The sequence below is a fragment of the Streptomyces sp. SID13031 genome (assembly GCF_010548305.1).
Taxonomy (GTDB): domain Bacteria; phylum Actinomycetota; class Actinomycetes; order Propionibacteriales; family Kribbellaceae; genus Kribbella.
Genome location: NZ_JAAGLV010000021.1, coordinates 132,510 through 154,762, shown reverse-complemented (window position 1 = coordinate 154,762; position 22,253 = coordinate 132,510). Strand labels below are relative to the sequence as shown.

Here is a 22,253-nt window from a genome sequence, read left to right as displayed (position 1 = left end):
AGAAATCCCCACGCAGCCTCCGCCGCTCACTCCTAATACCGGCTGAGTGCCTTCCTCGACCCCCATCCCACGGCCGACCCATCCCGATCCGCCTACTCCCGCCGGTGGCCTGGCCCGTCTGAGGGGTCGACCCCTCAGAGTGTGGGTTGCCCCGCCGGATTCCGAGGGGGCAACCCACCGTCTGAGGGGTGGACTCGCGGAACCAGCCATAGCGGCGCACACCGTTCGGGAGCAGCCGGCGAGCCATAGTGGCGCCGTGGATGAGATCTCCTTGTCGGTTCCGCGTTATCGCCGAGATGTCGGAGTCGTCGCGCCTGTCGAAGGTGGAACGGTTCGCATCGAGTTGGTCGACGGCGTTATCGAGATACTCGGCGATCCTGCTGGGCTTCGCGATCTGGCGCGCTGGTGTCTCTCCCAATCCGACGCATCGGCACCGGACGGGAGTCACATGCATCTTGATCCCGGATACGGCGCACAGAAGCGGAATCGATTCCGCTTCTGTGCGGTGAGCGCGGTCTGCGGGTCCGTATGTGTCTTGCAGTGGGGCCCATTCCGTCTTACCGGGATCCAATCAGAGGTTGATCGTGGGTGTGGGGCACCCAGGAAGAGTCACCCTTCCGCGGGTGGCTCGGTGAACCTTGACTGGGTGGTGACAACAACACCGGGAGAAGGAACTCACTTGAGCATCGTGATCGTTACTGGGGGCAGCCGAGGTATTGGGGCTGCTACTGCAGTTGCCTGTGCGGGGCGTGGCATGGGCGTCATCCTTACCTACAACAGCAATCCGGGCTCCGCCGAAGGGGTGGTCAAGGAGATCGTTGCGGGCGGCGGTACGGCGGTGGCGTTGAAGTTGGATGTGTCGGACAGCTCCTCCTTTGCGGCATTCGCTGACACCGTTCGGACGGAGTTGAAGGCGACGTGGGGTCGGGTCGACTTCGACTACTTGGTGAACAACGCCGGGTACGGGCTTTACAACCCGATTGCCACGGTCACCGAGGAGGAGTTCGACGGGTTATTCAATGTGCATCTCAAGGGGCCGTTCTTTCTTACTCAGGCGCTGCTGCCGTTGATTGCGGACGGCGGGCAGATCGTCAACATGGTCAGCGCGACGAGCCGGGTGGCGACCATCGGGGTCGCGCCTTATGCCAGCTTCAAAGGTGGGCTCGAGGTGCTGACGCGGTATATGGCCAAGGAGTTCGGTGAGCGGCGGATCAGGGCCAACTCGATTGCGCCTGGCGCGATTCGCACCGAGCTCGGTGGTGGGCTGACCGATGAGTTCGAGGCTTTGCTGGCCTCGCAGACGGCGCTCGGTCGCGTCGGTGAGCCGGCTGAGGTTGGTAGCGTCGTCGCCAGTCTGCTTTCCGACGAGAATCGCTGGGTCAATGCGCAGTCCATCGAGGTCACGGGCGGCTTCAACATCTAGTGATCGGCGAAACCACCATGCTCGACCACGTCTTCATCTCAGTGAGCGACCTCGATCGCTCGATCGCTTTCTACACAAGAGCCCTGGCGCCGCTCGTCTACAAGAGCTGGCAGCACTGATTACTGCTGTGCTGCATCGCCGAACCACTTGGCCAGGTGGATTTGCAGGTCTTGCTGGTCTTCGCCGAGCCAGGTGACGTGGCCGTCTGGGCGGAGCAGGGCTGCAGGGGCGGCCAGATCTTCGCTGACGTCGACGACATGGTCGACCCGATCTGCCCAGCCCTCGACGGAGAGTTTGCCGGTCTGGTCGAGGAGTAGGCCGCGGCCGGCGTGCATCAGGCCGTACAGGTGGCCCTGTTTCAGGGGTACGTCTTTCAGGCGGCGGCCAAGCAGGTCGGGGCCGTCGCCGAAGTCGTACCGGATGTCGACCGACATGATCATCTGGGTCAGGTAGCGGTTCACCTCGTCGAAGTCCATCAGATCTGTCACCAGGCGGCGGACCGCCTGCGCGCCCGGTTCGGTGGACATGAGAACCCCTTGGGCCTGGGTGTTGTCCAGGACGCTGGCGGCGACCGGGTGCCGCTCGGCGTGGTAACTGTCGAGCAGCCCTTCCGGCGCCCAGCCGTTGACCGCGGCGGCCAGTTTCCAGCCGAGGTTGAACGCGTCCTGGATCCCGAGGTTGAGCCCCTGCCCGCCGATCGGGGGATGGACGTGCGCCGCGTCGCCGGCCAGCAACACCCTGCCGGTCCTGTACTGCTCCACGAGCCGCGTGGCGTCGCTGAAGCGCGACGTCCAGCTCGGGGAATGCGCCCCGAAGTCAGTGCCGGCAGTGGCGACCAACTGCTTCTTGATCTCCTCGATGGTCGGTGGGATCCGGGGGTTCTCCGACACGCCATCGGCCGGTACGACGACGCGGAACATCCCGTCCCCGACCGGCCCCGCGCCGAACCACAGCTGGGTCTTGCGGACCTCGGTCATCACCTCGGTGATGGTCTCCTGCGGTGCGGTCAGCTTCAGCTCCGCCAGCAGCGCCTCTCTGGTGGGCGGCTGGCCGGGGAAGGCGACCCCGAGCAGCTTCCGCACCGTACTGCGGCCGCCGTCGCAGCCCACGAGATAGCGCGAGCGGAGCTCGGTGCCGTCGGCCAGCTCGACCGTCACGCCGTCGTCGTCCTGGCTCAGCCCGACCAGTTCGGAGCCGATCCGGATGTCGGTGCCGACCTTGACGGCGTACTCGGTCAGCACCCGGTCGGTGACCGGCTGCAGGATGCCGAGGGTGTACGGGTGGGCGGTGTCCAGTCGCTCAGGTGCCGGCTTGCGGATGCCGGCGAAGAAGCCGCCGACCGGGTACTTCGTACCGAGCGCGAGGAACCGCTCCAGCAGACCGCGTTGGTCCATCACCTCCACCGTGCGCGCGTGCATTCCGAGCGAGCGGACGATGGGGCTCGGCTCCAGCAACCGCTCCAGCACGACCACCTGTACCCCGTGCAGCCGCAGCTCGGCGGCCAGCATCATGCCGGTCGGTCCACCACCGGCGATGATCACGTCAATCATCAAAACAATCCCCCGATTCCCTACAGGTTTCTGGCTACGGCGAGTGATTCTCCGCAAGAATCGGGGCTTGCGGCAAGCCCACCCCTGCGCTATAAATTAGATGAGGCAAGAGAGAATGAACTCTCTTGCCGCTATTTTTTTGCCATGACTTCAGTTGTGCGAACGGTGACCTTCGACGCCCGTGATCCCTATGAACTGGCCGGCTTCTGGCTGCAGGTACTGCGCGCCGAGCGCCCCGCGGACGACGAGCCCGGCGACCCGTACGCCGCGGTGAACACGCCCGAGGTGAAGCTCCTCTTCGAGCAGAACAACGACGAGAAGGCAGTCAAGAACCGCCTCCACCTCGACCTCCAGCCAGACGGCCCCCGCGACACCGAGGTCGACTGGCTCCTCACCCTCGGCGCCACCATCACCAACGACCGCCGCGAACCCGACGGCACCGGCTGGGTCGTCATGCACGACCCCGAAGGCAACGAATTCTGCGTACTCCGAAGCGCCGCCGAAAGAGCCGCAACCAGCTGACCCGGAACGCCTAGCCGTGCAGGGTGGGGCGGTAGGTGAGTTCTTGGGTGTTGCCGTCGAGGGTGTGGCTCTCCAGTAGTTCCAGGTCGAGGTCGGCGCCTTGGAAGACCGGGTTTGCCCCGGTTTGACCGGTGATCACGGGGAAGATGGTGAGCTGGATGCGGTCGACCAGGCCGGCCGCCAGCAGCGCCCGGTTCAGGGCCAGGCTGCCGTGGGAGCGCAGTGGTACGTCGGACTCCTTCTTGAGGCGGGCGACGACCTCGACGGCGTCGCCGCTCTCGAGGGTCGCGTCCGGCCAGTCGAGGGGGCCTTCGAGTGTGGTCGACACCACCGTGGCCGGCAGGTTCCTCAACTGGGTGATCCAGGAGTCGGGCGCCTCGAACGCCTCGGGGAACGCCGTCGCCATCTCCACGTTGTCCCGGTAGGCGGCGGCACCGAAGACCATCCGCTGCTCCTGGGCGTACTGGGCGAGGCGACGGTCGAGGAACTCGGGGCCCTGCTTGCCCCAGTAGCCGCCCCAGTCGCCGGTGTGGTTGGCGTAACCATCGAGGCTGGAGAAGATGTCAAAGGTGTAGGTCGCGCTCATGATGCCCTCCTAAGTCACGGCAGGCGCCCCTCCCGGGCACCCACTCTCACCCCCACCACGAACGCCCACCCCCGATCCGACACCCAGCCCCTGTCAGAGCTCCACTTTGTGCACCGCTCAGTCACCTACTCGCCGGTAGAACGCTCAGCCGGTGCACAAAGTCGTCGTAACGAGCGGTTACGCCGTGGAGGGGGTTTGGCCGGTGAAGGTGATTCGCCAGTCTGTGGTCCAGGCGTGGACTGTTACGTCGAAGCCGTTGTGGTGGGCAATCACTGTGTAGTGGCCGGCTTCTTCGGGGGCGATCTCGGTGGTCCAGCCCCGGGCTTGGAGGGCTGCGGATGCGGCGGCGACCGCCCAGGCGGGGTCCACCGATGAGGGGTTGCCGGTTTCCACGGTGACGCTGGAGACGGTTGCGGGGGCTCGGCCGTCGAAGAGGGCGCCTGGGTTCACCGGGCCTGGGTCGTGGGTTACTACGGGGCGCTGGGCTGGTACGACGATCGCTGCCACCGCGAGCAGCTCCTCGCGCAAGAACTCCCGGGCGTCTGTCATCGCTGCGGTCCTCTCGAATGTCTCGGTCCCGCCGGCCTCGGCGGGATCCGGGAGCCGTCCCCTGGGGCTGGGCGCGCGCCCTCGGCGGCAGCGTGGCGGGCGGTTTCGCGAGATGGCTTGGTGACGGCCGCCACCCCGCCGTACACCTTCGCGGCCGCGCCCGACAGCGCGCGCAGACCCGGGCCCCAGGCAAGCTTCGTTTCCTGCGAAGGGGTGGTCGAGGTCCGGGTGATGTGCGCCAGATCCCCGCGGACCACCCGGCCGACGTTGCGCAGCGACTCGCTGTTCGTGCGGTAGTACTCGTTGTGCCAGTGCACCGAGATCGCCTCATCACCGGCGAACGGATCGTTCGTCGCCATCCGGATCGCGTCCGGGAAGTCGGCCGGGTCAGGACCATGCCACTGGGTGTAGGACACGTAGTCGCCCGGTGCACGTTCGACGTACAGACGGGTGGGTGAGGCAACTAAATCCGTTGCCTGGTCGACGTGTTTGTCGATTCCGGGGCTGCCGGAGAGGACGACCCGGTCCGCGTGCGCGCCGTTCAGCAAGGCCTGGCCGACAACCTCGGACCCGTAGCTGTGGCCGACCAGCGTGACCTTTGCCTCCGGCAACTTCACCGCGTCCAGCTCGTCGACGAAGGCAGCCAGTCGAGGCGCGGCATCGAGAGCCGGCGCCTTGCTCATCGCCGCGGGGATCCCCTGCGGCGAGTCGTAGTCCAGCCAGACGATTACCGCGGTACCAGGACCGGCCTCATGCCGGATCGCCTCGCCACGGTCCGCCTGACCACCGAACGTCTCCAGCGAGTTGCCCATCCCCGGCACCAGCAGGGCGACATTCTGCGCCGACCCGAGATCACCCAGCACCTCGACCGCCCGCCCCTGGCCCTCCGGATCGACCGACCAGAACCGGCGGTTCCGCTGCACCGCGATGACGTTGCCTGAAGCATCCACCTCGGCCGAAGAGACAGGCGTGAGCAGATCCTTGACGGTGTCCAGCCGGGTACGGTCCTGCTTGCTCGCGATCCCGGCATCGGTCGCCGCCTGCAACCGGTCGCGCGCAGCGACCAGCAGCAGGTGGTTCGCGTGGAACCGTGTCTCGAGCTCTTCTGGCATCGCGACTCCCCGTCAGCGCGCTGTCACCCAGGCCTCACACCGGGCTCCCGGCAGTGTGGCACCCGGCAACCCCTGACGGGAAGAGGCAGCTCAGCCGAAGGTCAGCGACCAGCTGCCCGCGTGGGCGGACAGCCGCACCACGGAGAGCGGCCGTACGTCGACGTGGCGCAACGACTCCGCCGGCGCGTCGAGCACGTAGAGCACCGCCGCCCGGACCACCGCCGGATGCACAACCGCCGCGACCGTACGCCGATCCGCCTGGCCCCGCCCGCCGCCATCGACAGAGCCGGAGCCAGGGCCAGAGTCAGAGCCGCCCAACGAGCCAGAACTCGGGCCCGACTGGGTGAGATCGCCGAGCCAGTCGGCGACCCGCGTGATCACGTCGTTCTCCGACTCGCCACCGGGCGGGGCGGTGTGCGGTCGCTCGAGCCAGGTCGCCACCGTTCCGGGGGACGCTTCGAGCAGCTCCTCGAGCTCGCGCCCGGTCCAGTCGCCGTAGTCCCGATCGCGCAGCGCGGGCACCACGACGGGGGACAGCCCGAGCGCGTCAGCGGTACGCAGCGCGGCGATCTCCGGCCCGGAGTACACCTCGTCGGCGACGATCTTCAGCTCGCGGGCCGCCTCGACCCCCGAGGGGTCCGGCGACGCGTCACCGCCGAGGACGAGTCCGCGCAGGGCAGGGGTCAGCGCGTGCGCGACCAGCGTCAGGGACGTCAAGCGGCAACCACCTCAGAGTCGACCTTCGCCGTACGACGGTCGATCGCCGCCGCGTAGCCGAGCCCGAGGAGCAGCCAGAGCGTGGTCTGGGTGCCCAGCGAGGCCAGCCGGAACTTCCAGAGCAGCGTAGCGGGGAACGTCTCCGGAACCTCGTTGATCGCGGGCAGCAGCAGGTACGCGGCGACCACTGTGACCAGGAAGGCCGCTCCGCCGACGGCGAGCTTGATCCACGGCGCCGTGCCGAACCGGGCCGACCAGCGCGACGCGGCGACGCCGGCCCAGATCGCGAGCAGGCCGATCACGAGCGTCAGCAGGTAGGTGATCGTCCGTTTGGTGATCGTCTCGGGATCACCGACCGCAGGCGGGTTCGGCGGGTACTTGAGGTACGGCACCAGCACGATCCCGATGTACCCGGCGGCGGCCAGCCCGAGGGCGGCGTACGAGTCGCTGGAGGTACGCAGACGACGGCGAAGCAGGGTGAAGCCGACGGCGAAGATGCCGCCCAGCGCCACGCCGTACAGGGAGGTGGCGAGGAACAGCCCGGCTCGCTGGCCGTCGCGGCTGACGAGGGGCTTCTCCTCCGCCTCGTGGCTGTGTTCGCCGGCAGCGGCGTCGTCGTGGCTGTGTGCGGCGGCGTTGGCCTCTTCGATCGCGATCGCGGAGTCGATGTGCGGTTCGCCCATCACGTACGCGAAAGTTCCGGCCAGTAGGCCGGCGAAGAGACCGACGATCAGTCCGCGCACCAGGAGGGATCCGAAGGTACGCATGGCAGTCCTGTCGTTCAGAGGGGTGGTGCTACGGCAGGACTCAGTGGCAGGGGACGCCGAGCAGGTGACGACCGTCGTGCATCAGCTCGTGCAGGTACATGCCGGACTGGGACAGCGCGCCCTGGTCGAAGCCGACCAGGTAGGCCAGCATCAGCGCCAGGACGACGGTGACGAGGGCGATCGCGAGCAGCCGGGGCGAGATCGCCGGGACTGCGGCTGAGCTGGCAGGCGTGGATACCGACATCGGAGACCTCCAAGGGAAGTGCGCGTCCCTCTCGAAAGGCTGCTGGTGCCCGAGCGTCCTGACTCACGAGCAAGCTCGTTCACAGTGGCGCGGCCGTACCGGTTTTGCACCGGTTTCCCTCATGACACCGCAGGTTGTCCCTCGAAAGGTAGTCGCCCGCTTCCACCGGGGTCAACGCGCTGACCACGCCCGGGTGGGAAAGATCACCCGTACTCCCGCCGCCGCCCACCCTGCGAAACCCTCAGGCGCGGGACGAGCAGCTGACCTACGCTGAGGAGATGCCGTCCGCTCATCACCTGGTCGCCTTCGCGATCACCGCGTTCATCATCATCGTCATCCCCGGACCGAGCCTGCTGTTCATCGTCGGCCGCGCGCTGGCCGTCGGTCGCCGGGAAGCCGTCCTGACCATGCTCGGCAATACCGCCGGCGCCGCGGTGATGCTGCTCGCCGTCTCCCTCGGGCTCGGCGCGCTGATCGCCGCCAGCGCGATCGCGCTCACGATCGTGAAGCTCGCCGGAGCGGCGTACCTGATCTATCTCGGCGTGCACGCGTTCCGCACACGCAAGTCGCTGGCCGAGGCGCTGAGCAGCGGAGTGAAGCCGGGGAGCGCTCGCCGGGCGCTTCGGCAGGGCTTCATGGTCGGCGTGACCAATGCCAAGACGGCGGTGTTCTTCGCGGCCGTGCTGCCGCAGTTCGTCGACAAGAGCGCGGGCGGCTCGGCGACCCTGCAGATCCTGCTCCTCGGCGCGGTCTTCCTGCTGATGGCGGTGTGCTCCGATGGCCTCTGGGCGCTCGTGGCCGGCACGGCGAGGAACTGGTTCGCCCGCTCACCACGCCGGCTCGAGCTCGTCGGCGGCACCGGCGGCCTGATGATCATCGGCCTCGGCGCGAGCATCGCGGTTACCGGCGCCAAGGACTGACCAAGACTCCCGGTGCCCCACCACACACAAAGCCGGCCGAACCGAGGCCGGCCACGCTCAGCAGCGGCCGCGCGACGGGCGCTGCGGGAGGTTGGTGTGTGGTGGCGGTGCGGGGGTGGTCGGCGGTTGTCGTCAGGCCGAGCAGCCTCGGACCTCAAGTGCGCTTGAAGTCAATCGCTCGGCTTCAAGTGCGCTTGAGGTCAAGCGACAGCAGGATCAGAGGACGGCGGCGAGCACCAGCGCGAGGATCGGCGGAACCGCCTGCAGGGCGGCCGAGCGCGCCATCCGGCGGTCGGAGGCGATCAGCACGATGCCCGCACCGGCCATGCAGGCGCAGGCGAACAGCGAGATCGCGTGGCCTTTGTCGCCGCCGGCGATGAGTCCACCGATGGCGCCGAGCGCGAGGAACAGGTTGTAGAAGCCCTGGTTGAAGGCCCAGGGCTTGGAAATCGTTGCCTCGGCCTCGTTCGGGATCAGGAACCGCTTGTAGGTGCTCGGCTTCATGAAGAGCAGGCTCTCCATGGCGAAGACGGCGAGGTGGAAGACACCGGCGAGGGCGACGAAGATCTGCGCGATCGTGTTCACCTGCGAACGGTACCGCGAGTACCGAAGGCGCGAGCCGGATTGTCGACGAACAATCGGGTCGCGATTTCGGGGCCGAAGGCGCGGATCAACCGAGGCCGCAGCCCGGTCAAGCTATGCCTGACCGGGCTCTACCGACTATCTAGCTCTTGCTAGCGACCGCGACGGCCGCCGGCGCCCGCGGAGAACGCTGCAGCGCCTGCTGGGCGGCTGCTCGCGCCGGGGGTGGTGGTGCTGTAGGTCTTCGGAGCAGCCGAGCCGCTGCCGCGTCCCTGGGACCGGGTCTTGGTCGCCTGGCCTGCGCCAGCCGCCCGTCCGCCGCCCTGTCCACCGGAGCCTGCGCCCCGGCCGCCGCCACTTGCACCACGGCCGGCGCCGGCGCCACCGCCTGCGGAGCGAGGGCCTCGCGAAGCGCCGCCGCCCGAACCCTGCGCGGAGCCAGTGCCCCGTGCTGAGCCCGCACCGCGACGTGCGCCACGTCCACGACCGCCGCCACCACCGGTACGGCGTACCGACTCGTCGTCGGAGACGACCTTGATGGTCGGGGTCACGAAGATGCGCTCACCCGGAGCCAGCTTCTCGAGCAGCGGGTCGCCGACGCGAAGCTTGGTGACGGTTGCGGCGATACCGGCCTTGCGGGTCAGGTCGCGGACGTCGCGGACCTGGTCATCGGTCATCAGCGTGACGACCGTGCCCTCGGCGCCGGCGCGCGCAGTACGGCCGGAACGGTGCAGGTACGCCTTGTGCTCGATCGGCGGGTCCGCGTGGATGACCAGCGTGATGTCGTCGACGTGGATACCGCGCGCGGCGATGTCGGTCGCGACCAGCGTCTTCGCCGAACCGTCGGAGAAGGCCTCCAGGTTCCGCGTGCGGGCACCCTGGGACAGGTTGCCGTGCAGCTCGACGGCCGGGACACCCAGCGCGATGAGCTTCTTGGTGAGCGACTTCGCGCCGTACTTCGTCCTGGTGAAGACGAGCGTACGACCGGGGGCCGCGGTCAGGTCGACGAGCACCGGCAACCGGCTGTCGGACTGGACGTGCAGCACGTGGTGGGTCATCTTCGTGACCGGCGACTGCGCCGAGTCGACGCTGTGCGTGACCGGCGACTTCATGAACCGCTTGACCAGGATGTCGACACCGGCGTCCAGGGTGGCCGAGAAGAGCAGCCGCTGGGTGTTCGCCGGGGTCGCCTCCAGGATCCGCCGGACGGCGGGCAGGAAGCCGAGGTCGGCCATGTGGTCGGCCTCGTCGAGCACGGTGATCTCGATCTGGTCGAGCTTGGCGTGCCCGGTCTTGACGTGGTCCTCGAGCCGGCCCGGGCAGGCGATCACGATGTCGACGCCGCGGCGCAGCTGAGTGATCTGCGGGCCCGCGCCGACGCCACCGAAGATGGTCATCGTGCGCAGGTCGAGCGCGTCGGTCAACGGCGTGATCGAGGCCTGGATCTGGGTCGCGAGCTCACGCGTCGGCGCCAGGATCAGCGCGCGCGGGTGGTTCGGCCGGCGCTTGCTGGTGCTCGTCGTGAGCCGGGCCAGCAACGGCAGGACGAACGCGTAGGTCTTGCCGGAACCGGTCCGGCCACGGCCGAGCACGTCCTTGCCGGCCAGCGAGTCCGGCAGCGTGGCCGCCTGGATCGGGAACGGCTTGAGGATGCCGGCGGCGGCGAGCGCCTTGACCAGACCGGCGGGAACGCCGAGGTCGGAGAAGGTCAGGCTCTCGTCGACGATCGTCGGCGCGACCTCGGCGTACGCGGCCGGCTTGCTCTCGGCGAGCTGGCGGGCACCGGTGGTACCGGAGACCTGCCGGGCGTTGCCGGTACCGGGATTGTTGCCATCGGCACCGGTACGGCGACGGCGGCGGGGACGCGCCGGGGCCTCACCCTGGGCGCGGGCCGGTCGCGAAGCACCGGTGGAGGTGGAAATGGGCGTGGTGGTGCTGGGGCGGCGTGCCGCCATGAAGTACTCCAAAAGATCGGGGGGTCGTCCTGCCCGGCGCAGCCAGTGGGCCGCGGCGCGTGGTGGTCGACTGCTAGCGCAGCGTGTGCACTTAAGCGGCCCGAGGCAGAACTGGGCGGGCCGTCACAATCAGTGTACGGCACTCGGCGACCACTGGCAGAGAGTTACCTGAACTGGGTATCTTTCGGCGGGTGACCGCCGCTGAGGAGTTCCGAGTCAGTCCGCCGACCGTGGGCAGTGAGCGAGAGCTCCTGCAGAGTTATCTCGACTTCCACCGCGGGACCTTGCTGTGGAAGACCGCCGGCCTGACCGGCGAGCAGCTCACCGAGCGCAGGATCGAGCCGTCCACGATGAGCCTGATCGGGCTGGTCCGGCACGCGACCGAGGTCGAGCGGTACTGGGTCCAGCTCTGCCTGGACGGCCGCTCGTTCGACCTGCTGAAGACGTGGAGCCAGGAGTATCCCGACGGCGACTTCGACCTGGTCGACCCGGCCCATGTCGACGAGGACCTGGCCGACTTCCGCGAGACGGCCAAGCTCTCCGACGAGATCCTGGCCGGCTACGACCTCGACCACACCTTCGTCCGGCCACGGGTCGGCACCGAGCACTCCGTGCGCTCGCTCTACTTCCACCTGATCCAGGAGAACGCCCGCCACAACGGTCACGCCGACCTGTTCCGCCAGAGCATCGACGGCCTCACCGGCGAGTAGTCCTCACACGCCCTTGATCGAGCGGATAACGCCGACCAGGTCGTTCACGACACCCTTGACTCCGGGGATGCGGGTCAGCCGGAGCAGCTTGTCCACGAGCGGCACCGTGCTCGTGATCAGCATGTTGGTACGGCGCAGGCCCTCGCTGTCGTCGTGCACCCAGAACAGCACGACGCCCATCTGCATCAGCCAGAGCAGCTCGGGCAGCTCCGCGCGCAGGTCGGCCGGGAGCTTCAGGTCCGAGCCTTCCACCACCTGACGGAAGACCTCGATACTCGACTCCCGGGCCGGTTGGGACTGCTCGCTGAACGGCGACAGCGGGCTCTTCGGCTCGGCCGCCGTCTTGAAGAACGTGCCGGCGAACTCGTGGTACGGCTCGGACACCTCCAGCCAGGTCCGCAGTACGCCGGTGAGCCGCTTGGTGAACGACTTGTCGCCGGCCAGGATCGGCTGGACCGCTTCGCGATGCTGGTCCTGCAGGTGGTCGTAGTACGCCTGCATCAGGTGCTCTTTGGAACTGTAGTAGTAGTACGCGTTGCCGACCGAGACGCCCGCCTCGGCGGCGATCGCCCGCATGGTCGTCTTGCCGTAGCCCTGCTCGCGGAACAACCGCAGGGCTGTCGACAGGATCAGCTCACGCGTCTGCTCACCCTTGGCGGTCGCACTGTCCGTCACATCCGTCAGCGTAACCACCCCCGTCCCTCTCCCGGTTCCTGCTCCGCAGCCCTGCCGCCGCCTGGACCATCGCCCGAGCCACTGGCCGCATCGCAGGACTCGCCAGCCGTACTGCGGTAGCCCTGTGCTCCAGTGTCGCCCAGAGGCACACGATCCACGCCCGATCGCCGACGTATACCGCTCCGTCGTCGGCGACCACAGTCACCTCGCGCAGTGTGGCCGCGTGGTCCAGCCCCGGGTAGCGCTGCCTGGCTTCCGTCGACCCCGCCGCGACGAATCCGAGCCGCACCATGTTCGGCGCCAACCGCTGCCCCGCCAGCCACTCCTTGAAGCGACGGCAGAGCCCGCACTGCGCGTCGTACAACACCACCAGCTCTTGCATGGTCCGTCAGTAGCCCTGCGGCATCGGCTGCTGCGTGCCGGTCAGCGGGGGCTGGAAAGGGCCGGTGCCGACGAAGTCGTTCGGCGGGACCGGCGGCGTGGTCATCTCCTCCAGCCGGCTGCGGCGGCGGATCGCGTTGAAGATCCAGACGTTCGACAGGTGCAGGACACCGAGCACGACCATCACGATGCCGACCTTCACGCTGAGCTGCTCGATCACCCCGCGGGCGTCGATCACGGTGCTGCCGGTCCGCAGGAACAGCGTCACGAAACCGAGGTTGACCAGGTAGAAGCCGACCACCAGCAGCCTGTTCACCGCGTCGGCGAAGTCGTCGTTGCCGTGGAACACGTCGACCAGGAAGATCCGCCCGTTGCGGCTCAGCGTGCGCGCCACCCAGATCGTCAGCGGTACCGAGATCAGCAGGTAGATCAGGTAGGTGACCACCGTCATTCTCACCACGTCCTCACTTTTCGAACACGTTCAATTCTCTGACACGACGAGAGTAGGCCCGCCTTTTGAACATGTTCAAGAAGCGGGCAAGGTGAGCTGGGTCTCAGCGGATGCGATGGCCCCGCAGCACGACGGCAGCGGGAGTGGCCAGTACTTCGGGATGCTCCCGCGGGTCTGCTTCGTAGGTGACCAGATCCCCCTCGCCAGTGAGGCCGAGGTACTCCCGCGCCGACGTGCTCGCTGCTTCGAGTGCCGCGGTCACGGTGAGGCCGTGCCGGACGAGCTGCTCGACCTCGCCCGCGACCGTGCCGACGACATCCGAGCCGGCCAGCACGCGGACGCCGTACCCGTGGGCCAGCCGCAGCATCGCCGCCGCCTTCTCGGACCGTGCTCGCCGGCGCGCGCTTCGCTCCGGGGTGTCGTTCTCGGAGCCGAACATGGCGGCCGAGAGGGTTGGAGTCCACGCTCCGCCGCGGGCACCCAGTACTTCGAGGTCCCCGGCGGTGATGTCGTCGCCGTGCTCGACGGAGTCGATACCGGCCCGGACCAGGTCGCTGACCAGCGGGCTCTGGGTATGCGCGGCGACTCGTGCGCCCCGCGCGTGGACCGCGGCGACCATCTCGGTCACTGCGCCGATCTCGTAGTTCGGGGTCACCGCGCTGCCCCGGATCGGCCCATCCGGCCCGACGGCGGGGAAGTCGCCGACCAGCTTGATCCAGGTGGCGCCGTCGTCCAGCTCGGCCTCGACAGCGGCCACGAGCTCCTCGGCTGGTACCGGCTCGTACATCCCCGGGAAGTACTTGTTCTCCGGCGCGACGAAGCGCCCGGCGGCGAGCACGACCGGCCGGCCGTCCTCGGGACTGGCGGCCAGTTTCAGCGTGACGGACCGGTTCCCGCCGACATCCCGCAGCGCGCCGACGCCGGCCTGCGCGAGGTTGTCGAGCATCGTGCGGGCGTCGTCCTCACCCAGCAGGACGGGGCCGCACTCGCCGACGCCGAAGGTCAGGTGGCAGTGCGAGTCGACCAGCCCGGGCAGTACGAACCGCCCCGGCAACGGCTCCCGGTCACCCGTTCCGGCTTCGAGATGGACCTGCTCCCCGGCCGGCAGGCCGATCCCGTCGAACACCCAAGTCGCCATACCCCGATCCTCCCCGCCGATCAGTTCATCACGCGGCAGAATGCTCGCCATGGCGCTCAAGGAGAAGCATCTGGACGCCTGGGTGCAGGCGTACCGGCGAGCCTGGGAGTCGAACGATCCCGAGCACATCGCCGCGCTGTGGACCGAGGACGCCGCCTTCTACCGGCGGCCCGACGAGGAGCCCGTCCTGGGCCGGGAAGCGATCGTGAACGCCTGGCTGGAGGTCGCGGACGCGCCGGGCGAGACGCTGTTCGAGTACCAGGTGCTCGGGTTCGGCGACGGCGTCGGCTTCGTCCGCGGCTGGACGACGTACCAGACCGACCCGCCGGGCGAGTACAGCAACCTGTGGGTGATCCGCCTGGACAAGAACGGCCGCGCGCACGAATTCACCGAGTGGTGGATGGAAAGGACGTAGTGGCCTACGATCGGGACGAGGCGCTCAGGGTGCCACCGGTCCGCGGGAAGGGCTCAGCCCACCTGATCTCGAGGTTGAGTTTCTTGTGCCCACCTCCTTTCTCGCCTGACGACGCGGACAGCAGGCTTTTGAGAGGAGGTCGCCATGCCGACCCGTAATCTGCCGAACTCCCCGCGCCTGGAGCACCTGAAGAACCAGGCCAAGACCCTGCTCAAGCAGGTCCGCGCGAAAGATCCCGAAGCCGTCGCGCTGGCAGCCGAATTCCATCCGGTGAGCACTCTCGCCGATGCGCAGGTGGTAATCGCCCGCAGCTATGGCTTCGGTAGCTGGCCGCGTCTCGTCCATCATCTCGAACTGGTCGACCGCTACAGCCGTTCTCCGCATGAGCAACCGACCAGCGGACCGCTGGACACTCCTGGTCAACGCAGCGACGAGTTCCTCCGGCTCGCCATCTTGCACTACGGGCAGGACGATCCGGCTCGTCAGGACGCGGCTGCCCGGTTGCTGGCGGAGTATCCAGAGATTGCTCTGAGCAACATCTATACGCAGGTGGTCGCGGGTGAGGTCGAGGCTGTCCGGGCATCGCTGACGAAGGACCGTACCCTAGCTCGGCGCGAAGGTGGCCCGTTTCGATGGGAACCCCTTCTGTACTTGAGTTATTCACGGCTCCCGATCGACGCGCCATTGGAGATCGCTCGGTTACTGCTCACCAATGGCGCAGACCCCAACGCCGGGTTCCTGTGGGACGGCCTGCCGTCGCCCTTCACGGCGCTGACCGGCGCCTTCGGGCGGGGCGAAGGCGACCAGCCGCCGCATCAGAGTCGGCTGGAGCTGGCCCGGTTGCTACTCGAAGCCGGCGCCGATGCGAACGACAGCCAGACGATGTACAACTGCGGGCCCGGTTGCGCACCGCCGTACGACGACGATCACTTGGAGCTGCTGCTCGAATTCGGTCTGGGCAAGGGCGATGGCGGCCCCTGGCATCAGCGGCTGACGACCGCGCACCCGACCCCGAAGCAGTTGCTGGAGGACGAGTTGGTTTTCGCTTCCTCCCGAGGGCTGCTGCATCGGGTCGAGTTGATGCTTGCCCAAGGCGTCGACCCGGACAGGCGAGGTACGGAACACCCAATATTCGTTGGGCATCGGGCCTACGAGTTGGCGGCCACGCAGGGGTACGACGAGGTCGCGACGCTCCTGCTCGCAGCCGGCGCGGCACCGCTCGACGAGATCCACGAGCTGTACGCCGCCGCTTTCCGGGGCGAGTCAGTCCATGTGGATGCAGAGCTGGCGGCGCGCGCAGTACGGCGGAATCCGCACATCCCGCTCAAGGCAGCCGAGCTGGGTCGTACCGAAGCCCTGGAGCCGTTGAGGGACTTGGGCTTCGACCTCTTCATGCCCGGCCGGATCACGCCGCTGCACCAAGCGGCCTTCTCGGGCCACCTGGACACGGTCAAGAAGCTGATCGCGCTCGGCGCCGATCCGACGCTGGTGGAGCCCGCCTACCAAAGCACGCCGCGCGGGTGGGCCGAGCACAACCACCAGCAAGAGGTCGTCGACTACTTGGACAACCTCAAGGACTGACGGCCAGGAACAGGAAGGAGCTGAAGATCATCAGGTGGACGGCACCCTGCAGCAAGGTGGCCCGGCCCGTCGCCAGGGTGAGCATGCTGACCACCACGGTCAGCGCGAACAGCACCATCTCCTTGCCGCCCAGCCCGAGAACGAGTGGCCCGTCGAGCCAGATCGACGCGATGGCGATCGCCGGGATCGTCAGTCCGATGCTGGCCAAGGCCGAGCCGAGTGCGAGGTTGAGGCTGGTCTGAAGACGGTTCCGCAGTGCGGCCCGTACTGCGGCAACCGTCTCCGGCAGCAGCACGAGTAGCGCGATGACGACGCCCACGACGGCAAGCGGTGCGCCGGCCGACTCGACCGCGGACTCCAGTTTCGGCGAGACCGTCTTCGCCAGGCCGACCACCGCGATCAGGCAACCGAACAGCAGGGCGAGGCTCAGCAGCGCGACCTTGCTGCTGGGCGCCGCCGCGTGGACCTCGTCCTCGCCGTCGGCCTCGGCGTCGCGGGCCGATCTGGCCGTGGGATCGACCACCGGATCGGCATTGGGGAGGAAGTAGTCGCGGTGGCGGATGGTCTGGACGAAGACGAAGACCCCGTACATCACCAGCGAAGCGACGCCTGCGAAGGCGAGCTGCGCCGTGCTGAAGGTGGCGCCGGGAGTACTGGTCGTGAAGGTCGGCAGGACCAGGCTGAGCGTGACGAGCGCGGTCATCACAGCGAGTGCGCTGGTGGACGCGTGCACCCGGAACTCCTGCGTCTTGTGCCGCAACGAGCCGACGACGAGCGCGAGGCCGAGGATGCCGTTGCAGGTGATCATCACCGCGGCGAACACCGTGTCGCGGGCGAGCGAGGCGGTCTTGTCGCCGCCGGACGCCATCAGCGTCACGATCAGCGCGACCTCGATCACGGTCACCGCGAGCGCGAGGATCAGCGTGCCGAACGGTTCCCCGACGCGGTGCGCCACGACCTCGGCGTGATGGACGGCGGCGATCACCGCGGCACCGAGGCCGGCGCAGATGAGAATCAGCAGCACCACACCGGGCTTGCGACCCCAGGACAGCGCAAGGACGACGAGAGCGAGCGGGGGCACGGCCAGACTCCAGCGCGGCAACCCATGAACGGCTGTGTTGGTCATCCCCTGTGATTCTATCGGTTCATGGACATCAGAGAGGCCGTCGCGGAGGATTGGGACACGATCTGGCCGTTCTTCCGCGAGATCATCACCACACAAGAGACCTACACGTACGACCCCGAGCTCACCTTCGAGCAGGCGCGGGCGATCTGGATGTCAGCGTCCTCGTCACCGCTGGCCCGGACGACGGTCGCGGTCGATGCCGAGGGCAAGGTTCTGGCCAGCGCCAACATGTACCCGAACCGCCCCGGCCCGGGCGCGCACGTCGCCAGCGCGAGCTTCATGGTCGACGCCGCGGCGCGCGGCCAGGGCGTCGGCCGCGCGCTCTGCCAGGACATGATCGACTGGGCGGACCGTACCGGGTTCCGCTCGATCCAGTTCAACGCGGTGGTCGAGTCCAACACGGGTGCGGTCAAGCTCTGGCAGTCGCTCGGCTTCGCCATCATCGGCACGGTGCCCGAGGCGTTCCTCAGCCCGACGCAGGGGTACGTCGGGCTGCACATAATGCATCGGCACCTTTAGCTCAGAGTGGCGAGTTCCTCCGGGGTGAAGGCCCGCAGGACGCAGAACTCGTTGCCTTCGGGGTCTTCCATCACGATCCAGGAGACGGACTCGTCCTGGCCGACCGAGGCGCGCTTGGCGCCGAGCTTCTCGACCCGGGCCAGCTCCGCCTGCTGGTCGTCGGGGCGCAGGTCCATGTGCACGCGGTTCTTGCGCGACTTGGTCTCGTCGGCCGGTACCCGGACGAACAAGATATCGGGCACGATGCCGTCCTCGCGACTCCCCAGCGGCGGCTCGAGCACCGACTCCTTCTCGACCTCGTGGGTGATCCGCCAGCCGAGCACCTCGGCCCAGAACCTCGCCTGCGCGGCTGGATCGATCGCGTCGTAGATCACACACTGCACCCGGATACTCATGGCGGAAGCCTCTCATCGCCGAGGTTCGATCTGCTTTGATCGAGGGCATGACCGAGTCGCGCGCCCGTCGCCTGTGGAAAGTCCTGGAGCCCTACCACGCGATCACGTACTTCGCGCCCGACACCAGGAAGGCCACCGACGCACTCGGGCTACGCGGCGGCTGGATGAGCTACTTCGCCTGCCGGGCCGCTCCGCTGGGCGCTGTCGGCCCGGAGCTCGTGACGGCGGTCTTCTACAACTTCCACCCGTCGATGGTCGCCCGAGCCATCCCCGACGCGTGGAACTTCGCCACGCCTTCGCAGCTCCTGACCACTCGCCTGGAGGCGGTCGACAGCGCAGTACGCCGCTTCCCCGACCCCGGTACGCCGGTACGCCGTGCCGCCGAACTGGCGCGCCAAGCAGCCGAACTGGCGCCGACTGCCGGCCGGCCCCTCGCAGCGGCCAACGCAGCTCTCGAGTGGCCCGACGAGCCGCATCTGGTGTTGTGGCAGGCCACCACCATCCTCAGAGAGTCTCGTGGGGACGGACACGTGAGTGCCCTGGTCGGCGCGGGGCTGTCCCCGTGCCAGGCGTGCATCACCATTTCCGCGGCGGGCGGCCCGTCCAAGGAGGTGTTCCAGCTCAACAGGCGCTGGAGCGACGAGGAGTGGGCGGCCGCGTCGGAGGACCTCCGGGAACGCGGGCTGCTCACGGCGGACGGCGTACTGACTGAGGCCGGTCATGCGCTGCGGCAGTCGGTCGAGGACACGACGGACCGGCTCGCCGAGGTGGGCTGGTCAGCCTTCGGCGACGAGAACGCCGCGGAGCTCGACCGGCTGCTCCGGCCGATCAGCGGCGCCATCATGGCGTCTGGCGCGGTCCCGGCCGACAACCCGATGGCGATGCGCTGGGACGCCGCCGACCTGCCTACCTCTGCCGCTTCTGCGGACCCCGGAAAGTGACGTAGAGCAGGGAGACGCCGATCGCGGCCACGATCGGTCCGACGATCGCCCACAGGCTCTTGCCGCTCATCGAGCTGCCGCCGATATAACCGAGGCCTTGCCCCGCCCAGACGACACCGAGGACGGTCAGCAGCAGCCCCAAGGCGGCCGGTAGCGCTTTCTTCATCTCACGAGCCTAGCTGGGTTGCCACCAGCTGGATGGCCTTGGCCAGGTCATCGCCTTTGGGCGCCTTCTCAGGATCGAACAGCCAGAGCGCGATCACGCCGAGCATCAGCGCCTGGTAGAAGCCGCCGAGCTGCTGGACCGTCTCCTGGTCGGTGCTCTCGTCCGCCGAGCCGAACAGCTGCGCCAACCCCTCGCGCGCCTCGCCCTGCAGCTTCGACAACGCCTCGAGCAGCTCGGGGATGTGAGCACCCAGGCTCAGTACCTCGTACTGCGTGACCCACAGCGCGCGGGTCGCCGGCGACTCCAACGTCTTGACCGCCTGGCTCCAGGTCGCCGCGAACCGCTCCCGGACATCACCCTCCGTGGACTGGTCGGCGCTCATCGCCTTGGCGACGTCCGCACCCCAGCTGTCCAGCGCCTGCCGCATCGCCTCATTCATCAAGGCTTCCTTGGAGCCGAAGTGGTAGCCGATCGCGGCCAGGCTCACCCCGGCCGCCGTCGCGATGTCGCGCGCGGTGGTCCGGCTGTAGCCCTTCTCCATCAGGCAGCTCTTGGCGCCCTCGATCAGGGCTTCGCGGTTTCCCATGGCCCGATCCTAGCCGACGTCTGATACAGATGTCTTGCACGTGCGTCTAAGACCATCGTACAGTCGTCTCATCACCCCCTCCCCGGACCTCAAGGAGCAGAAAATGACGAACACGACCGTGCTGATCTCGGGTGCGAGCGTCGCCGGACCCGCGCTGGCCTTCTGGCTGGAGCGCTACGGCTACCGCCCGACCGTGGTGGAGCGGGCGCCGGAGCCCCGGCCCGGCGGCTACGCGGTGGACTTCCGCGGCGCCTCACTGAAGGTGCTCGACCGGATGGGTCTGCTGGCGCAGGTCCAGGCCAGGACCACCGGGATGGGCGAGATGACGTACGTGAAGGAGTCCGGTAAGCCGGTCGCCGTGATGACGTCCAAGGTGCTCAGCGGCGAACTCGAAGTGCTTCGCGGCGACCTGGTCGAGATCCTGTACGACGCGACGAGAGCGAAGGTCGAGTACCTCTTCGACGACTCGATCGCGGCGCTGACGCAGGACGGCACCGGCGTCGACGTGACCTTCGAGCGCGGCGGATCCCGTCGGTTCGACCTGGTGATCGGCGCCGATGGGCTGCACTCGAACGTGCGCCGGCTCGCCTTCGGGGACGAGTCGAAGTACCTCCATGACCTCGGCTACTACAACTCAGTCTTCACCGTGGAGAACCACCTGGGGCTGGACCACACCGCCAGATTCGTCAATGTGCCCGGCAAGACGGCCGGCACCTACAGCGCGGGGAACAACGCGGCCAAGGCGCTCTTCTACTTCGCATCGAAGCCGCTGACCTACGACCGGAATGACATCGCAGCGCAGCAGAGGCTTCTGAGCAACGCCTTCGCCGGAGTCGGCTGGGAGGTGCCGCGGCTGCTGTCCGGCATCGAGACCTCACCGGACTGGTACTTCGACGCGGTCAGCCAGATCAAGATGCCGAACTACTCGGTCGGCCGAGTCGCGCTGGCCGGCGACGCGGGCTACTGCGCATCACCGCTGTCCGGGATGGGCACCAGCCTCGCCGTCGTGGGCGCGTACGTCTTGGCCGGCGAACTGCTGGCCGCTGACGGCGATCACCTGCGCGCCTTCGCGGCGTACGACGACCGGATGCGTGGTTTCGTCGAGGCCTGCCAGAAGCAGGGCAAGGACGGGGCGCAGTGGTTCGTCCCAGGCAGCAAGGCGTTCCTGATGCTGCGGAACCTGACCTTCAAGTTCATGCCGTACCTGCCCTGGCGCAAGCTGATCGACGAGCTGCCGCTCAAGGTCGGCAACGCGATCGACCTGCCGGACTACGAAGCCGAAGCCAAGGTCGGAGTCAGGGACGGAGTCGGGGTCAGCGGGTCCGGAGACCGGCTTCGGCAGCCTGGAGCACCGCGGCGGTGAGAGCGTCCAGCACGGCGGAGTCGAGTTTCCAGTGCTGCCAGTACAGCGGCACGTCGACATATTTGCCTTTGGCAACCTCCACCAGGCGGCCGTCGGCAAGCTCCTCCTCCACCATCTCCTCCTCGATCATCCCCCAGCCGAGGCCGAGCCGGATCGCCCGGACGAACGGCCCCGGCGCGGGGATCGTGTGGGTCGGCGGGTCGAGCCGCCGACGGGTGACCTTGCGGAGTAGCCGGTGCTGCAGCATGTCCTTGGCGTTGAAGACGATCATCGGCGCCGTTTCGAGCGCCTCCGGCAACGGCCGCCCGGTCAGCCAGCGGCCGGCGAACTCCGGCGTCGCGACCGACAGGTAGCGCATCTTGCCGAGTGCCTGGACCCGACAGCCCTGCACCGGCTTGGGATCGCCGGTCACCGCGGCCAGTACGGTGCCGTTGCGCAGCAGCTCGGCCGAGTGGTCCTGGTCTTCCTGGCGCAGGTCGAACGCGGTGACCAACTCGGGCGGCACGGCGAAGAGCACCGGGAGGAACCAGTTGTTCAGCGAGTCGGCGTTCACCGCGATGGGGAGGCGGAGGCCCTCCAGCTTTCCCTTGACGGCGGCGATCGCTTCGACCTCGAGGAGAGAGACCTGGCGCGCTAGCCGTAGTACGGGCTCGCCTGCCTCGGTGGTGCGGGCTGGTTTGGTCCGCTGCACCAGCACGTGGCCAAGGCGGCTCTCCATCGCTTTGATCCGCTGGCTGACGGCCGACGGCGTGATCTGCAACTTGCGCGCGGCGGCGTCGAAGCTGCCTTCGTCGATCACGGCCGCGAAGGTGTCCAGCTGGGCTGAGTCGAGCTGCATTTGTCGGCCTTAAGGTTTGCTAATGGTACTTCAGAAACTTT

General features: G+C 68.0%; 28 protein-coding genes and 1 riboswitch. Of the genes, 10 read left to right on the top strand and 18 right to left on the bottom strand.

The genetic code is table 11. From position 1 onward, the window contains the following. Positions 1-688: 688 nt before the first annotated feature. Positions 689-1,423 carry an SDR family oxidoreductase gene (locus G3I17_RS33310; RefSeq protein WP_343238501.1) on the top strand — a complete coding sequence of 245 codons (735 nt, stop codon included), beginning with the start codon at positions 689-691 and terminating at the stop codon, positions 1,421-1,423. 17 nt (positions 1,424-1,440) lie between these two features. Further along, the gene (locus G3I17_RS33305; protein ID WP_203591103.1) at positions 1,441-1,542 is read left to right on the top strand and encodes a VOC family protein; all 102 of its coding nucleotides are present in this window, start codon (positions 1,441-1,443) and stop codon (positions 1,540-1,542) included. Here G3I17_RS33305 and rox read toward each other — a convergent pair whose 3' ends face one another. Beyond that, positions 1,543-2,973: a rifampin monooxygenase gene (gene rox / locus G3I17_RS33300; protein WP_164602096.1), complete on the bottom strand. Its 1,431-nt coding sequence runs from the start codon at positions 2,971-2,973 to the stop codon at positions 1,543-1,545. A gap of 144 nt (positions 2,974-3,117) precedes the next feature. Between rox and G3I17_RS33295 the strand changes: the two genes are divergently transcribed. After that, a complete protein-coding gene (locus G3I17_RS33295; protein ID WP_164602094.1) occupies positions 3,118-3,495 on the top strand; it encodes a VOC family protein in 378 nt (125 codons plus the stop codon). A gap of 10 nt (positions 3,496-3,505) precedes the next feature. On the opposite strand, the gene G3I17_RS33290 is transcribed toward G3I17_RS33295, so the two are convergent. The 6 genes from G3I17_RS33290 to G3I17_RS33265 all read right to left on the bottom strand — a co-directional run bounded on the left by G3I17_RS33290 (position 3,506) and on the right by G3I17_RS33265 (position 7,470). After that, complete coding sequence (locus tag G3I17_RS33290; protein WP_164602092.1) at positions 3,506-4,081, bottom strand: dihydrofolate reductase family protein; 576 nt, start codon at positions 4,079-4,081, stop codon at positions 3,506-3,508. Between the two features lie 177 nt (positions 4,082-4,258). Continuing rightward, entirely contained in the window at positions 4,259-4,630 is a 372-nt protein-coding gene (locus G3I17_RS33285) for a hypothetical protein (RefSeq protein WP_164602090.1), read from the bottom strand. Beyond that, on the bottom strand, positions 4,627-5,742 hold the full coding sequence (locus G3I17_RS33280; RefSeq protein WP_164602088.1) for an alpha/beta hydrolase: 1,116 nt from the start codon (positions 5,740-5,742) through the stop codon (positions 4,627-4,629). The genes G3I17_RS33285 and G3I17_RS33280 overlap by 4 nt, the downstream gene beginning before the upstream one ends. 90 nt (positions 5,743-5,832) lie before the next feature. Then, positions 5,833-6,459 (bottom strand): histidine phosphatase family protein, encoded by a 627-nt coding sequence (locus G3I17_RS33275; protein ID WP_164602086.1) that lies wholly within the window; start codon positions 6,457-6,459, stop codon positions 5,833-5,835. Further along, positions 6,456-7,226: a CbtA family protein gene (locus tag G3I17_RS33270; protein ID WP_164602084.1), complete on the bottom strand. Its 771-nt coding sequence runs from the start codon at positions 7,224-7,226 to the stop codon at positions 6,456-6,458. The genes G3I17_RS33275 and G3I17_RS33270 overlap by 4 nt, the downstream gene beginning before the upstream one ends. A 40-nt stretch (positions 7,227-7,266) precedes the next feature. Beyond that, entirely contained in the window at positions 7,267-7,470 is a 204-nt protein-coding gene (locus G3I17_RS33265; RefSeq protein ID WP_164602081.1) for a CbtB domain-containing protein, read from the bottom strand. Between the two features lie 33 nt (positions 7,471-7,503). Next, positions 7,504-7,631: riboswitch (cobalamin riboswitch) on the bottom strand. Between the two features lie 117 nt (positions 7,632-7,748). Between G3I17_RS33265 and G3I17_RS33260 the strand changes: the two genes are divergently transcribed. Beyond that, a complete protein-coding gene (locus G3I17_RS33260) occupies positions 7,749-8,390 on the top strand; it encodes a LysE family translocator (RefSeq protein WP_164602079.1) in 642 nt (213 codons plus the stop codon). Positions 8,391-8,606: 216 nt separating this feature from the next. Here G3I17_RS33260 and G3I17_RS33255 read toward each other — a convergent pair whose 3' ends face one another. After that, complete coding sequence (locus tag G3I17_RS33255; RefSeq protein ID WP_164602077.1) at positions 8,607-8,975, bottom strand: DUF1304 domain-containing protein; 369 nt, start codon at positions 8,973-8,975, stop codon at positions 8,607-8,609. 149 nt (positions 8,976-9,124) lie between these two features. Next, entirely contained in the window at positions 9,125-10,927 is a 1,803-nt protein-coding gene (locus G3I17_RS33250; protein WP_203591102.1) for a DEAD/DEAH box helicase, read from the bottom strand. A 191-nt stretch (positions 10,928-11,118) separates the two neighbouring features. On the opposite strand from G3I17_RS33250, the gene G3I17_RS33245 reads away from it, so the two are divergent. Continuing rightward, positions 11,119-11,637 (top strand): DinB family protein, encoded by a 519-nt coding sequence (locus tag G3I17_RS33245; RefSeq protein WP_164602075.1) that lies wholly within the window; start codon positions 11,119-11,121, stop codon positions 11,635-11,637. Between the two features lie 3 nt (positions 11,638-11,640). On the opposite strand, the gene G3I17_RS33240 is transcribed toward G3I17_RS33245, so the two are convergent. The 4 genes from G3I17_RS33240 to G3I17_RS33225 all read right to left on the bottom strand — a co-directional run bounded on the left by G3I17_RS33240 (position 11,641) and on the right by G3I17_RS33225 (position 14,282). Beyond that, positions 11,641-12,312, bottom strand: coding sequence for a TetR family transcriptional regulator (locus G3I17_RS33240; RefSeq protein ID WP_164602073.1), 672 nt, complete (start codon positions 12,310-12,312; stop codon positions 11,641-11,643). After that, entirely contained in the window at positions 12,284-12,694 is a 411-nt protein-coding gene (locus tag G3I17_RS33235; protein ID WP_164602071.1) for a DCC1-like thiol-disulfide oxidoreductase family protein, read from the bottom strand. The genes G3I17_RS33240 and G3I17_RS33235 overlap by 29 nt, the downstream gene beginning before the upstream one ends. A gap of 6 nt (positions 12,695-12,700) precedes the next feature. Further along, positions 12,701-13,150: a hypothetical protein gene (locus G3I17_RS33230; RefSeq protein WP_164602138.1), complete on the bottom strand. Its 450-nt coding sequence runs from the start codon at positions 13,148-13,150 to the stop codon at positions 12,701-12,703. A gap of 97 nt (positions 13,151-13,247) precedes the next feature. Beyond that, on the bottom strand, positions 13,248-14,282 hold the full coding sequence (locus G3I17_RS33225) for an amidohydrolase family protein (RefSeq protein ID WP_164602069.1): 1,035 nt from the start codon (positions 14,280-14,282) through the stop codon (positions 13,248-13,250). Between the two features lie 49 nt (positions 14,283-14,331). Here G3I17_RS33225 and G3I17_RS33220 point away from each other — a divergent pair, with 49 nt between their 5' ends. Both G3I17_RS33220 and G3I17_RS33215 read left to right on the top strand, forming a co-directional pair. After that, positions 14,332-14,697: a nuclear transport factor 2 family protein gene (locus G3I17_RS33220; RefSeq protein WP_164602067.1), complete on the top strand. Its 366-nt coding sequence runs from the start codon at positions 14,332-14,334 to the stop codon at positions 14,695-14,697. Between the two features lie 144 nt (positions 14,698-14,841). Next, complete coding sequence (locus G3I17_RS33215) at positions 14,842-16,278, top strand: ankyrin repeat domain-containing protein (protein WP_164602065.1); 1,437 nt, start codon at positions 14,842-14,844, stop codon at positions 16,276-16,278. Here the strand turns inward: G3I17_RS33215 and G3I17_RS33210 are convergent. After that, entirely contained in the window at positions 16,268-17,404 is a 1,137-nt protein-coding gene (locus G3I17_RS33210) for an ionic transporter y4hA (RefSeq protein ID WP_164602063.1), read from the bottom strand. The genes G3I17_RS33215 and G3I17_RS33210 overlap by 11 nt on opposite strands. Before the next feature lie 21 nt (positions 17,405-17,425). Between G3I17_RS33210 and G3I17_RS33205 the strand changes: the two genes are divergently transcribed. Then, the gene (locus G3I17_RS33205) at positions 17,426-17,923 is read left to right on the top strand and encodes a GNAT family N-acetyltransferase (RefSeq protein ID WP_164602061.1); all 498 of its coding nucleotides are present in this window, start codon (positions 17,426-17,428) and stop codon (positions 17,921-17,923) included. Here G3I17_RS33205 and G3I17_RS33200 read toward each other — a convergent pair. Then, the gene (locus G3I17_RS33200) at positions 17,920-18,318 is read right to left on the bottom strand and encodes a VOC family protein (RefSeq protein WP_164602059.1); all 399 of its coding nucleotides are present in this window, start codon (positions 18,316-18,318) and stop codon (positions 17,920-17,922) included. The genes G3I17_RS33205 and G3I17_RS33200 overlap by 4 nt on opposite strands. Positions 18,319-18,365: 47 nt before the next feature. Between G3I17_RS33200 and G3I17_RS33195 the strand changes: the two genes are divergently transcribed. Continuing rightward, positions 18,366-19,259 carry a hypothetical protein gene (locus tag G3I17_RS33195; protein ID WP_164602057.1) on the top strand — a complete coding sequence of 298 codons (894 nt, stop codon included), beginning with the start codon at positions 18,366-18,368 and terminating at the stop codon, positions 19,257-19,259. On the opposite strand, the gene G3I17_RS33190 is transcribed toward G3I17_RS33195, so the two are convergent. Both G3I17_RS33190 and G3I17_RS33185 read right to left on the bottom strand, forming a co-directional pair. Next, entirely contained in the window at positions 19,225-19,425 is a 201-nt protein-coding gene (locus G3I17_RS33190; protein WP_164602055.1) for a hypothetical protein, read from the bottom strand. The genes G3I17_RS33195 and G3I17_RS33190 overlap by 35 nt on opposite strands. Position 19,426: 1 nt before the next feature. After that, complete coding sequence (locus G3I17_RS33185) at positions 19,427-20,011, bottom strand: TetR/AcrR family transcriptional regulator (protein ID WP_164602053.1); 585 nt, start codon at positions 20,009-20,011, stop codon at positions 19,427-19,429. Positions 20,012-20,114: 103 nt separating this feature from the next. On the opposite strand from G3I17_RS33185, the gene G3I17_RS33180 reads away from it, so the two are divergent. Beyond that, positions 20,115-21,374 (top strand): FAD-dependent monooxygenase, encoded by a 1,260-nt coding sequence (locus tag G3I17_RS33180; RefSeq protein WP_164602051.1) that lies wholly within the window; start codon positions 20,115-20,117, stop codon positions 21,372-21,374. Here the strand turns inward: G3I17_RS33180 and G3I17_RS33175 are convergent. Continuing rightward, positions 21,325-22,212: a LysR family transcriptional regulator ArgP gene (locus G3I17_RS33175; protein WP_164602050.1), complete on the bottom strand. Its 888-nt coding sequence runs from the start codon at positions 22,210-22,212 to the stop codon at positions 21,325-21,327. The two genes, G3I17_RS33180 and G3I17_RS33175, sit on opposite strands and share 50 nt — an antisense overlap. Positions 22,213-22,253: the final 41 nt, after the last annotated feature.

What these genes read in the sequence shown, in the direction of transcription:
- G3I17_RS33190 (WP_164602055.1), bottom strand. Translation starts at nt 19,425, where the DNA reads ATGAAGAAAGCGCTACCGGCCGCCTTGGGGCTGCTGCTGACCGTCCTC.
- G3I17_RS33270 (WP_164602084.1), bottom strand. Translation starts at nt 7,226, where the DNA reads ATGCGTACCTTCGGATCCCTCCTGGTGCGCGGACTGATCGTCGGTCTC.
- G3I17_RS33175 (WP_164602050.1), bottom strand. Translation starts at nt 22,212, where the DNA reads ATGCAGCTCGACTCAGCCCAGCTGGACACCTTCGCGGCCGTGATCGAC.
- G3I17_RS33185 (WP_164602053.1), bottom strand. Translation starts at nt 20,011, where the DNA reads ATGGGAAACCGCGAAGCCCTGATCGAGGGCGCCAAGAGCTGCCTGATG.
- G3I17_RS33280 (WP_164602088.1), bottom strand. Translation starts at nt 5,742, where the DNA reads ATGCCAGAAGAGCTCGAGACACGGTTCCACGCGAACCACCTGCTGCTG.
- G3I17_RS33195 (WP_164602057.1), top strand. Translation starts at nt 18,366, where the DNA reads ATGACCGAGTCGCGCGCCCGTCGCCTGTGGAAAGTCCTGGAGCCCTAC.
- rox (WP_164602096.1), bottom strand. Translation starts at nt 2,973, where the DNA reads ATGATTGACGTGATCATCGCCGGTGGTGGACCGACCGGCATGATGCTG.
- G3I17_RS33205 (WP_164602061.1), top strand. Translation starts at nt 17,426, where the DNA reads ATGGACATCAGAGAGGCCGTCGCGGAGGATTGGGACACGATCTGGCCG.
- G3I17_RS33290 (WP_164602092.1), bottom strand. Translation starts at nt 4,081, where the DNA reads ATGAGCGCGACCTACACCTTTGACATCTTCTCCAGCCTCGATGGTTAC.
- G3I17_RS33220 (WP_164602067.1), top strand. Translation starts at nt 14,332, where the DNA reads ATGGCGCTCAAGGAGAAGCATCTGGACGCCTGGGTGCAGGCGTACCGG.
- G3I17_RS33285 (WP_164602090.1), bottom strand. Translation starts at nt 4,630, where the DNA reads ATGACAGACGCCCGGGAGTTCTTGCGCGAGGAGCTGCTCGCGGTGGCA.
- G3I17_RS33180 (WP_164602051.1), top strand. Translation starts at nt 20,115, where the DNA reads ATGACGAACACGACCGTGCTGATCTCGGGTGCGAGCGTCGCCGGACCC.
- G3I17_RS33225 (WP_164602069.1), bottom strand. Translation starts at nt 14,282, where the DNA reads ATGGCGACTTGGGTGTTCGACGGGATCGGCCTGCCGGCCGGGGAGCAG.
- G3I17_RS33200 (WP_164602059.1), bottom strand. Translation starts at nt 18,318, where the DNA reads ATGAGTATCCGGGTGCAGTGTGTGATCTACGACGCGATCGATCCAGCC.
- G3I17_RS33260 (WP_164602079.1), top strand. Translation starts at nt 7,749, where the DNA reads ATGCCGTCCGCTCATCACCTGGTCGCCTTCGCGATCACCGCGTTCATC.
- G3I17_RS33210 (WP_164602063.1), bottom strand. Translation starts at nt 17,404, where the DNA reads ATGACCAACACAGCCGTTCATGGGTTGCCGCGCTGGAGTCTGGCCGTG.
- G3I17_RS33250 (WP_203591102.1), bottom strand. Translation starts at nt 10,927, where the DNA reads ATGGCGGCACGCCGCCCCAGCACCACCACGCCCATTTCCACCTCCACC.
- G3I17_RS33295 (WP_164602094.1), top strand. Translation starts at nt 3,118, where the DNA reads ATGACTTCAGTTGTGCGAACGGTGACCTTCGACGCCCGTGATCCCTAT.
- G3I17_RS33265 (WP_164602081.1), bottom strand. Translation starts at nt 7,470, where the DNA reads ATGTCGGTATCCACGCCTGCCAGCTCAGCCGCAGTCCCGGCGATCTCG.
- G3I17_RS33305 (WP_203591103.1), top strand. Translation starts at nt 1,441, where the DNA reads ATGCTCGACCACGTCTTCATCTCAGTGAGCGACCTCGATCGCTCGATC.
- G3I17_RS33215 (WP_164602065.1), top strand. Translation starts at nt 14,842, where the DNA reads ATGCCGACCCGTAATCTGCCGAACTCCCCGCGCCTGGAGCACCTGAAG.
- G3I17_RS33235 (WP_164602071.1), bottom strand. Translation starts at nt 12,694, where the DNA reads ATGCAAGAGCTGGTGGTGTTGTACGACGCGCAGTGCGGGCTCTGCCGT.